Origin of the sequence: Streptomyces sp. NPDC001315 (genome assembly GCF_042896175.1) — a bacterium.
GTDB lineage: Bacteria > Actinomycetota > Actinomycetes > Streptomycetales > Streptomycetaceae > Streptomyces.
On the sequence record NZ_JBIAWZ010000001.1, the window covers coordinates 1,610,559 to 1,620,117 of the forward strand.

The 9,559-nt window shown below is 68.6% G+C and carries 8 protein-coding genes and 1 pseudogene; 5 read left to right on the forward strand and 4 right to left on the reverse strand.

All coding sequences use genetic code 11. From position 1 onward, the window contains the following. The first annotated feature begins 23 nt into the window (after positions 1–23). The 4 genes from mmsA to ACFY16_RS07150 all read left to right on the forward strand — a co-directional run bounded on the left by mmsA (position 24) and on the right by ACFY16_RS07150 (position 6,032). Positions 24–1,574 (forward strand): multiple monosaccharide ABC transporter ATP-binding protein, encoded by a 1,551-nt coding sequence (mmsA, locus tag ACFY16_RS07135; protein WP_390646046.1) that lies wholly within the window; start codon positions 24–26, stop codon positions 1,572–1,574. Next, on the forward strand, positions 1,571–2,815 hold the full coding sequence (gene mmsB, locus ACFY16_RS07140; RefSeq protein ID WP_390646047.1) for a multiple monosaccharide ABC transporter permease: 1,245 nt from the start codon (positions 1,571–1,573) through the stop codon (positions 2,813–2,815). The genes mmsA and mmsB overlap by 4 nt, the downstream gene beginning before the upstream one ends. A gap of 55 nt (positions 2,816–2,870) precedes the next feature. Further along, entirely contained in the window at positions 2,871–4,025 is a 1,155-nt protein-coding gene (locus tag ACFY16_RS07145) for an aldose epimerase family protein (protein ID WP_390646048.1), read from the forward strand. 282 nt (positions 4,026–4,307) lie between these two features. Then, a complete protein-coding gene (locus ACFY16_RS07150) occupies positions 4,308–6,032 on the forward strand; it encodes a pyridoxal phosphate-dependent aminotransferase (protein ID WP_390646049.1) in 1,725 nt (574 codons plus the stop codon). 291 nt (positions 6,033–6,323) lie between these two features. On the opposite strand, the gene ACFY16_RS07155 is transcribed toward ACFY16_RS07150, so the two are convergent. Then, entirely contained in the window at positions 6,324–6,554 is a 231-nt protein-coding gene (locus ACFY16_RS07155; RefSeq protein ID WP_390646050.1) for a hypothetical protein, read from the reverse strand. 493 nt (positions 6,555–7,047) lie between these two features. Here ACFY16_RS07155 and ACFY16_RS07160 point away from each other — a divergent pair, with 493 nt between their 5' ends. Next, positions 7,048–7,698, forward strand: a complete 651-nt coding sequence (locus ACFY16_RS07160; protein ID WP_390646051.1) for a ScbR family autoregulator-binding transcription factor — start codon at positions 7,048–7,050, stop codon at positions 7,696–7,698. A 45-nt stretch (positions 7,699–7,743) separates the two neighbouring features. On the opposite strand, the gene ACFY16_RS07165 is transcribed toward ACFY16_RS07160, so the two are convergent. The 3 genes and pseudogenes from ACFY16_RS07165 to ACFY16_RS07175 form a co-directional block, all read right to left on the reverse strand. After that, positions 7,744–8,469, reverse strand: a complete 726-nt coding sequence (locus tag ACFY16_RS07165; RefSeq protein WP_390646052.1) for an MFS transporter — start codon at positions 8,467–8,469, stop codon at positions 7,744–7,746. Next, positions 8,409–9,311 (reverse strand): alpha/beta hydrolase family protein, encoded by a 903-nt coding sequence (locus ACFY16_RS07170; RefSeq protein ID WP_390646114.1) that lies wholly within the window; start codon positions 9,309–9,311, stop codon positions 8,409–8,411. The genes ACFY16_RS07165 and ACFY16_RS07170 overlap by 61 nt, the downstream gene beginning before the upstream one ends. 14 nt (positions 9,312–9,325) lie before the next feature. Continuing rightward, positions 9,326–9,559 (reverse strand): annotated as a pseudogene (locus ACFY16_RS07175) (hypothetical protein); the annotation flags it as partial.

Consider the following 9,559-nt stretch of genomic DNA (forward strand, 5'->3'; position numbering starts at 1 on the left):
CTTACGGATTGGAAGGCACGACCATGGCGGGACCCGTCCTGGAAATGCGCTCGATCGTCAAGACCTTTCCCGGCGTCAAAGCGCTGTCGGACGTCTCACTGACTGTCCGTCAGGGCGAGGTCCACGCCATCTGCGGTGAGAACGGCGCCGGGAAGTCCACCTTGATGAAGGTGCTCTCCGGCGTCCATCCGCACGGCAGCTACGAGGGAGACATCCTCTTCGAGGGAGAGGTCTGCTCCTTCAAGGACATCCGGGCGAGCGAGCAGCACGGCATCGTCATCATCCATCAGGAGCTGGCGCTGTCGCCGTACCTCTCCCTCGCGGAGAACATCTTCCTCGGCAACGAACACGCCAAGGGCGGGTTCATCGACTGGAGGGAGACCCTGGGGCACGCCACGGAGCTGCTGCGCCGGGTCGGTCTGACCGACCACCCGGAGACCCGCGTCGCCGACATCGGCGTGGGCAAGCAGCAACTCGTGGAGATCGCGAAGGCGCTGTCGAAGAAGGTGAAGCTGCTCATCCTCGACGAGCCGACAGCGGCGCTGAACGACGAGGACAGCGACAAACTCCTCGACCTCATCCTGGAGTTGAAGCACCAGGGCATCACCTCGATCATCATCTCCCACAAGCTCAACGAGATCCGCAAGGTCGCCGACTCGGTGACGATCATCCGCGACGGCCGGTCCATCGAGACCCTCGACGTGAAGTCGGCGGAGACGACCGAGGACCGGATCATCAGCGGCATGGTGGGCCGCGACCTCGACCACCGCTTCCCCGAGCGCACCCCGCACGAGCCGGAGCAGGGCGCGGCCCCGGCCCTGGAGATCCGCGGCTGGACCGTGCACCACCCGATCGACCAGCAGCGCAAGGTCGTCGACGACGTGTCCATCCAGGTGCGGCGCGGGGAGATCGTCGGCATCGCGGGTCTGATGGGCGCCGGCCGCACCGAGCTCGCGATGAGCGTCTTCGGACGCTCCTACGGCCGGTACGCGGGCGGCGCGGTCCTCAAGGACGGCAAGGAGATCCGGACGAAGACCGTCGCGGAGGCGGTCGAGAACGGCATCGCCTACGTCACGGAGGACCGCAAGCACTACGGCCTCAACCTCATCGACACCATCAACCGCAACATCTCGCTCACCGCCCTGGGCAAGGTGGCCAAGCGCGGGGTCGTCGACGAGCACGAGGAGCGGCAGGTCTCCGAGGGCTTCCGCAAGTCCATGAACATCAAGGCCCCGACCGTGTTCGAGCGGGTCGGCAAGCTCTCCGGCGGCAACCAGCAGAAGGTCGTCCTCAGCAAGTGGATCTTCGCGGGTCCGGACGTGCTGATCCTGGACGAGCCGACGCGCGGCATCGACGTCGGCGCCAAGTACGAGATCTACACGGTCATCGACCAGCTGGCCGCCCAGGGCAAGGCGGTCGTCTTCATCTCCTCCGAGCTGCCCGAACTGCTCGGCATGTGCGACCGCATCTACACCATGGCCGCCGGGCGGCTCACGGGCGAGTTCCCGCGCGCCGAGGCCACGCAGGAAGTGCTGATGCGTCAGATGACGAAGGACAAAGAGGTAACGCGATGAGCACCGACGTGACCAAGAGCCCGGCCGCGGCGCCGCCCGGCAAGAGCGGCGGATCGGCTTCCGGCGGCGGACTGCTCCAGCTGATGCTGGACGGCCTGCGCCGCAACATGCGCCAGTACGGCATGCTGATCGCCCTCGGTCTGATCGTGGTCCTGTTCCAGGTGTGGACCGGCGGCGACCTGCTGCTGCCGCGCAACGTCTCCAACCTGGTGCTGCAGAACAGCTACATCCTGATCCTCGCGATCGGCATGATGCTGGTGATCATCGCGGGTCACATCGACCTGTCGGTCGGCTCGCTCACGGCGTTCACCGGCGCCTTCGCGGCCGTGCTGACGGTGCAACACTCTGTGGCCTGGCCCCTCGCGCTGCTGCTGTGCCTGGCCATCGGCGCGGTGGCCGGCGCGGCACAGGGCTTCCTGATCGCCTATCTCGGCATACCGTCCTTCATCGTCACCCTCGCGGGCATGCTGATCTTCCGCGGTCTGACGGAGATGCTCCTGAAGGGCCAGACCCTCGGCCCGTTCCCGGACGGCCTGCAGAAGATGGGCAACGGCTTCCTGCCGGAGGTCGGCCCGGACACCAACTACCACAACCTCACGCTGCTGCTGGGCTTCGCGCTGATCGCCTTCTCGGTCATCCAGGAGGTCCGGGACCGCAAGCGGCAGCAGGAGTTCGCCCTCGAAGTGGCGCCCAGGAACCTCTTCCTGCTCAAGCTCGTCGCCATCGTCGCCGCGATCCTCACGGTCACGATGCTGCTCGCCTCCTACAAGGGCGCGCCGATCATCCTGATCGTCCTGGCCCTGCTGGTGGTCGGCTACGGCTACGTCATGCGCAACGCCGTCTTCGGCCGTCACATCTACGCCATCGGCGGCAACCTTCCGGCGGCGAAGCTGTCCGGCGTCAAGGACAAGAAGGTCACCTTCCTTGTCTTCCTGAACATGGGTGTGCTCGCGGCCCTGGCGGGTCTGGTCGTGGCCGCCCGCCTGAACGCGGCCTCGCCGAAGGCGGGCCTCAACTTCGAGCTCGAGGCCATCGCCTCCTCGTTCATCGGTGGCGCGTCCATGAGCGGCGGTGTGGGTACCGTCCTCGGCGCGATCATCGGTGGTCTGGTCCTCGGCGTGCTGAACAACGGCATGAACCTCCTCAGCGTCGGCACCGACTGGCAGCAGGTCATCAAGGGCCTGGCCCTGTTGGCGGCGGTCGGGTTCGACGTGTGGAACAAGCGCAAGTCCGGTTCGTAAGTCAGCTCGGGCCCCGCCGGAAACGGCGGGGCCCTTCCTTTACAGGAGCCGCTAGATGGAACTGAACAGACGCACGGTCATCGCGGGTGCGGCGGCGGCGGGCATCGCCGCGACCACCCTCGGCACGGGCACAGCAGAGGCCGCCTCGGGAGGCAGGAAGCCGGTGAAGGAGCTCTTCGGCACGCTGGCCGACGGCACGAAGGTCTACCGCTGGTCCCTGGAGAACGGCGGGACCCGGCTGAAGGTCCTGTCGTACGGCGGCATCATCCAGTCCCTGGAGATCCCCGACCGCCACGGCCGCTACGCCAACGTCTCGCTCGGCTACGACAACATCGCGTCCTACGTCGCCGGCACCACCTTCTTCGGCGCGACGATCGGTCGTTACGGCAACCGCATCGGCAAGGGGCAGTTCACGCTGGACGGCAAGCAGTACCAGCTGAACGTCAACGACGGCGTGAACACCCTGCACGGCGGCGCCAAGGGCTTCAACACCAAGGTGTGGGACGTCGAGGGCTTCACGTCCGGCTCCGACGTGGGTCTGCACCTGTACTACACGAGCGTCGACGGCGAGATGGGCTACCCCGGCACGCTGAAGACGAAGGTCACCTTCACACTGAACCGGCACGGCGACTGGCGCATCGACTACGAGGCCACCACCGACAAGCCGACGGTCGTCAACCTCACCAACCACACGTACTTCAACCTCGCCGGCGAGGGCAGCGGCACGATCGAGGACCACGAGCTCACGATCGCCGCCGGCCGCTACACGCCCACCGACACGGGTCTGATCCCCACGGGCGAACTGGCGAAGGTCTCCGGCACGCCCTTCGACTTCAGCAAGGGCAAGCCGATCGGCCGGGACATCCGCGCGGGCCACCCGCAGCAGGTGCAGGCCAAGGGCTTCGACCACAACTGGGTCCTGGACAAGGGCGTCACGGCCAAGCCCGAGCACATCGCCACCCTGCGCGACCCGCGCTCCGGCCGCACCCTGAAGATCTTCACCGACCAGCCCGGCCTGCAGTTCTACTCGGGCAACTTCCTCGACGGCACCCTCGTCGGCACCTCCGGCCGCACCTACCGGCAGGGCGACGGCCTGTGCCTGGAGACGCAGCACTTCCCGGACTCGCCGAACCAGCCGTCCTGGCCGTCGACCGTGCTCCGGCCGGGTCAGACGTACCGGACGACGACGATCCACACCTTCAGCGCGTAGACGCTCCGCTTGGTCAGGCGGTCCGCTGATCAGGTCGGGTTCACTCGCTGATCAGGTGGCTGGTCAGGTTTCGGATTCACCCGCTGATCAGGTCGTGGGGAACTGCGGGCCCGTTGGGGCTGGTCGCGCGGTTCCCCACGCCCCTTGGGGGGCGCGTTTCACACGCGTTGAACAACGCCACCCCAGTCTCCGTATGTAAGGGCGGCCCGTGCTCCCCCGCACGGGCCACCCAAGACGACGGACCCGGTCGTCCCCACCGGGTCCGCCTCATTCGGAGGTTCCATGGCCGACAACGTCACCTCGTTGTTCCGCAGCACAGCGGCGCACAGTCCGTCGATGGCGGCGCTGACGCGGGAGGGCGACGGATCGGGCCCCGTGGACTTCTGTATCCCCTGCAACCCCTACTTCCCCACCCCGGCGATGTTCGAGGAGATGGCGGCCCGGCTCCGCGACATCATCACGTACTACCCGAGCAGCGCCGACACCATCACGGGCGAGCTGTGCAACCTGCTCCAGCTGCCGCCGCAGTGCGTGGCGATGGGCAACGGCTCCACCGAGCTCATCACCTGGATCGACCATCTCCTGGTCCGCGAGTCCCTCGCCGTCCCCGTCCCCACCTTCGGCCGCTGGACCGACCAGCCGATGGAGACCGGCAAGCGGGTCGACATGTTCCCGCTCCAGGAATCCAGCGGCTTCGCCCTGGACCTCGCGCAGTACGCCGAGTTCATCCGCAAGCGCGGCACCCGGGTCGCCGTCATCTGCAACCCGAACAATCCCGACGGCGGCTTCCTGCACAAGCACGCGCTCGTGCAGTTCATGGACGCGATGGCCGACCTGGACCTGGTCGTCATCGACGAGTCGTTCCTGGAGTTCGCGGACGCGGAGGCGGAACCGAGCGTCGTCCAGGAGGCGATGCTCCGGCCCAACGTCGTCGTCCTGCGCAGCCTCGGCAAGAACTTCGGCCTGCACGGCATACGTTTCGGCTACCTGGTCGCCAACCCGGCGCTGGCCGGCCGCGTCCGCTCCATGCTCCCCAAGTGGAACCTCAACTCCTTCGCGGAGCATGTGGTGTTCATGCTCAAGGAGCACGGCCCCGAGTACGCGCAGAGCCTCCAGCAGGTGCGCCGCGACCGTCTGGACATGGCCAGCCAGCTCTCCGCGCTGCCCGGCCTGACGGTCTACCCCTCGCAGGGCAACTTCCTCTTCGTGCGCCTTCCCGTCGGCGCCGAGGGCACCGTGGTCCGGGACCGGATGCTCACCGAGCACCGGATCCTGGTCCGCGAGTGCGGCAACAAAGTCGGCTCGTCCAGCCGCTTCCTGCGCCTCGTGGTGCGCCCCCAGGTGGACGTGCGTCGCCTGGTGTCCGGCCTGGAGCAGGTGCTCTACGGGACCAGGAGGGGAGCCGCCGTGCCCGAGCTCGCTACAGGGACCAGCTACAGCTCGGGCACGGCGGCAGTCGACCGACTCGTCAGCGCGACGAACGGCGCGGGCATGCAGGGCCTCGCCGCCCAGGCCATCGCCGCCGGCCCGCCGATGCCGGCGGCGGCACAGGCCGGCCAGTCCACGGGCGCGGGGATGCCGATGCCGGCGGCGGCCCAGGCGGCTCCGCAGCAGATTCCTCAGCAGATCCCGCAGCAGGTCCCGTCCCAGATTCCGCAGCAGATCCCGCAGCAGGTTCCGCAACAGTTCCCGCAGCCGATGGCGGCACCGGTCCCGGCGCAGTTCCCGGCCCAGATTCCCGCCCAGTTCCCTTCGCCGATTCCGGCCGCCGCCCAGTTCCCTTCGCCGATTCCGGCGGCCGCCCAGATGCCCGCCCCGGGCCCGGCCCCTGCTCCCGTCCCGGCCGCCACGCCGATGACCGGCCCGACCCCGCCCGGTGTCCCCGCCCGCGGCGGCCTCACCGCGGCCCAGGTCAGAGGCACCAACGGCCTCACCCCTGCCCCTGCGACGGGCTGGCCCAACGCCCAGAGCTGGCCGAACGCGGCGGGGATGGGACAGGCGGGCTAGTCTTCTGACGCCTGCGGCGTGGAACGGCGCCGCACCCACCCCTCCAACGCAGCCCGTTCCTCACCCGACAGGATCAACCCGGCCTTCGGCCGCCCAGTACGCGCCACCTCACAACCCTATGCTTGGCGTGTTTCGAAAGTAGCGTCGTCCGCCCGAAGGGCGGGGCCCGCGGCGTCTGGTGCTGGGGGCACCTCCCACGCCCTTCGGGCAGTGGGGGAGCATCGCAAGGCGGAGGGTCGTCCGCGTACTGGGCGTACGCGGACGATCCCGACAACGCGGCGAGGCGCCGTGTCAGGCGTCGCGGGCCAGACGGGACTTTCGAAAGTGCGCCCGTGCCTCGTCGACCTCTTGGACTTCGCCGCCGTCCGCCAGAAGGTCACCGGCGACGACGAGGGCGGCCCCGTAGGCGAAGGGGTCGCCGATCGCCCTGACCGGGTCTCCCTTGGCCAGGGACAGGTAGGCCCAGGTCAGCTCACCGGTCCGAAGCCATCGGTGCAAGCTGTTGCCGAGCCCGCTCCGCATGTCGCCCCTGGCGCCTGGCCGCTCCGCGGAGCAGGTCGCGGGATCTCCTGCTCACGCATCGAGCTGCCGGTCGACGGCGAAGACGTGCGTGAAGTTGGAGGCAGAGAGCGATCCCCTCTTCCTCCCCGGCCCGAATTCGGCGAAGACGGACTCCGCGCCGCGCACCCGCCTCTCGGCCTCCTCGCGCGATGCCCAGGCCGACGCAGGGGGCGACCGCGGCGGCCGAGGACCACCGCCTTTCGGGCCAGCCCCTCGAACACCTTCGCCTCTGGCGGGGTTTCCACCCGCACCCTCCCCCTTGGCTCTGGTCCCTTCCGTTCTCGCACGTCCGCGTAAACCGGCCGCTCCGGCCTTTCCTCACATGATCCCTACGCGCGTGAGACAACATTGCACTAACCCGAGGTAAAATACGGTTCTGGCGGTTTCCTTCTAACATCATCACGTCACACAGGGTGAGGATTCCGCCGCGAACCGACGGACAGGGTGAGAACACATGGCCAAGCAGGACCGCGCGATCCGAACTCGCCGAAAGATCATGGAAGCTGCCGCCGCGGTCTTCAACCGGAACGGTTATCAGGGAACCACCATCGTCGAGATCCTTAAAGAGGCCGGCGTCACCAAGGGCGCCCTCTACTTCCACTTCCAGTCCAAGGACGAGCTGGCTCAGGGCATCCTCGACGAGCAGCGCGAGATCGTCATGCCGCCGCAGCCGCTCAAGCTCCAGGAGCTGATCGACACAGGCCAGGTGCTCGCCGAACAGCTGGGCAGCGAGCCGCTGATCCGTGCCAGCGTCCGGCTGACCCTCGACCAGAACGCCCAGTGCCTCGACCAGGCCAGCGCGTTCCACGGCTGGAGCGCGAGCAACAAGAGGCTCCTCGACACCGCCAAAGCACATGGTGAGCTGCAGCCCCACATCAACACGGCCGAGATCGCCGAACTGATGGTGGGTTCCTTCGCGGGACTGCAGCTCATGTCGCAGGCACTGACCGATCACGCCGACCTGCCCGAGCGGCTGGCGTCGTTCCAGCGCAACCTCATGCCGAGCATCGCCACTCCGTCCGTACTCGCCTCACTGGACCTCTCCGCCGGCCGCGGCAAGCGGATCCTCGACGAGATGAGGGAACAGGAAGAGGCGGACGACTAGAAGTCACGTAAGTACAAACGGGACAGTCGGTTTGTTTGATCTTGATCAGGATGCCGGCCCTCGCCCCGAGGCCGGGCCGGCCACCGTCTCCGTCAGCGCGAAGCCGAGGGCCGCACGGAGCACCAGCCGCTCGGACGGCCCGCCGTTGCGGGTGGTGGCCGTAACCGCCGCGGCGAGTGAGCCGGCCGCCAGTGCGGTGGTGAGCAGCCCGAACGAGGCGCAGCCGGTGTGGAACACCGTCTTGGCCAGCAGGGGAAGCACCAGCTGGAAGTTGAAGCCCAGCAGGCCGATGGACGCGACGAGGCTCAGCGGCAGCAGCAGGTCCCGTCGGGCCGCGACATGGCGCAGCCCGTCCATGACCTTGGCGTCCCGCCGACGGTCGGCGCCAGGAACCAGTTCGTCCGGACGCATCAGGAGCAGGCAGACCACCGTGGCCAGATGGCTGACGGCGTTGAGCAGCATCACGGTCGCCACGCCGTACCCGCTGATCAGCAGGCCCGCGACCGCCGGGCCGAGAATACGAGCCGCGTTGAAGTAGGCGGCGCTCAACGCGGAGGCGTTCGGCAGCGGCTCGACGCCGACCATCTCGCTCAGGAAGGACATCCTGGTCGGGGTCTCCACGGCGTTGACCGTGCCGAGGGCCAGGACGAACACATAGATGTGCCACAGCGTCGCCCCGCCGGAGTGCACCAGGACGCCGAGCGCCAGCCTCAGTTCCGTGCCGCTCGTCCCGCTCCGCCCGGCGGCACCACGTCGCGGGCCAGGAGGCACTCCTCCAGGAAGGCCAGCGCTCGCAGGTGATAGGTGCGGGCCGCCCAACCGAGGCTGATGTTGTGCCCGGCGCCGGGCTGCCGGTCGACTCTGACATGCGGTGCGGCCAGGAAGCCGGTCAGCTCGGACACGGCCGCGTCGTCATGGCGCCACCAGCGTTCCTGCTCGGCGAAGGTGAGGCGGACCGGAACCCTGACCCGGGCGGCGATACCGGGATACCGGACGGGCCACTCGGCGGCTTCCCTCGACTCCCTGGCCGGCACCGGGGCCAGCAGCGACTGGGCGAGCCGGAAGGCGTCCGGCGGATAGAACCGCAGTGCCCCCCAGTGCCGTTGCCAGTCGCCCCGCCTGCCCGGGCCGGGGAACTGCCGTACGTCGTCGGCGTACCGATGCCCGAGGCCCGAGATGTCCAGGCCGAGCAGGTCGTGCGCGTCGGAGCGTTGCTCGGCGGTGCTCAGCGCGAGTTTGCCGCCGTACGAGTGGGCGACGAGGAAGAAGCCCTCACCGATGGGGTTACGGTCCGCGAAACGGCTCAGTGCCGCGTTGAGGGTGACCGACTGCTCGGCGAGGGTCTGGCCCTGGGGAAAGCGGTCGGCCGACAGACCGTAGCCGGGACGGTCCAGTGCGAGCACGGTGTATCCGAGCTCGGCGCCCAGCGCCAGCAGGGACATGCCGGGGCGGGCGCCGCTGTGGAAGTACCCGGCCCGCATCCCTCCGCCGTGGACGGCGACGACTACGGCGCGGGGCGCCGTGTGCCGCGGTTGCGCGAGGAGGCCCGAGAGCAGGATGCCATCGGCGTCGAGCGTGATGTCGTCCACGCTCGGCGAGTCGAGAGTCGGCATGGCGGTCATACGGGTCACCCCTCCCCCGCGTCGAACCGTCGCCTCGGTACCGTCCAGGTGTCGCCGCCCGCAAGCAGTGCCGCCAGGTCTCCCTTGCCCTTCTGTTCGATCGCCGTGTCCAGTTGGTCGGCCATCTGGGTGTCGTAGACCGGGCGCTCCACCGAGCGCAGCACGCCGATCGGGGTGTGGTGGAGGGTGTCGGGGTCGGCCAGCCGGGAGAGGGCGAAGGCGGTGGTCGGGGACGCGGA

Excerpts from the sequence above, each read along its gene's own strand:
- mmsA (WP_390646046.1), top strand. The coding sequence starts at position 24 with ATGGCGGGACCCGTCCTGGAAATGCGCTCGATCGTCAAGACCTTTCCC.
- ACFY16_RS07145 (WP_390646048.1), top strand. The coding sequence starts at position 2,871 with ATGGAACTGAACAGACGCACGGTCATCGCGGGTGCGGCGGCGGCGGGC.
- ACFY16_RS07155 (WP_390646050.1), bottom strand. The coding sequence starts at position 6,554 with ATGCGGAGCGGGCTCGGCAACAGCTTGCACCGATGGCTTCGGACCGGT.
- ACFY16_RS07150 (WP_390646049.1), top strand. The coding sequence starts at position 4,308 with ATGGCCGACAACGTCACCTCGTTGTTCCGCAGCACAGCGGCGCACAGT.
- ACFY16_RS07160 (WP_390646051.1), top strand. The coding sequence starts at position 7,048 with ATGGCCAAGCAGGACCGCGCGATCCGAACTCGCCGAAAGATCATGGAA.
- mmsB (WP_390646047.1), top strand. The coding sequence starts at position 1,571 with ATGAGCACCGACGTGACCAAGAGCCCGGCCGCGGCGCCGCCCGGCAAG.
- ACFY16_RS07170 (WP_390646114.1), bottom strand. The coding sequence starts at position 9,311 with ATGCCGACTCTCGACTCGCCGAGCGTGGACGACATCACGCTCGACGCC.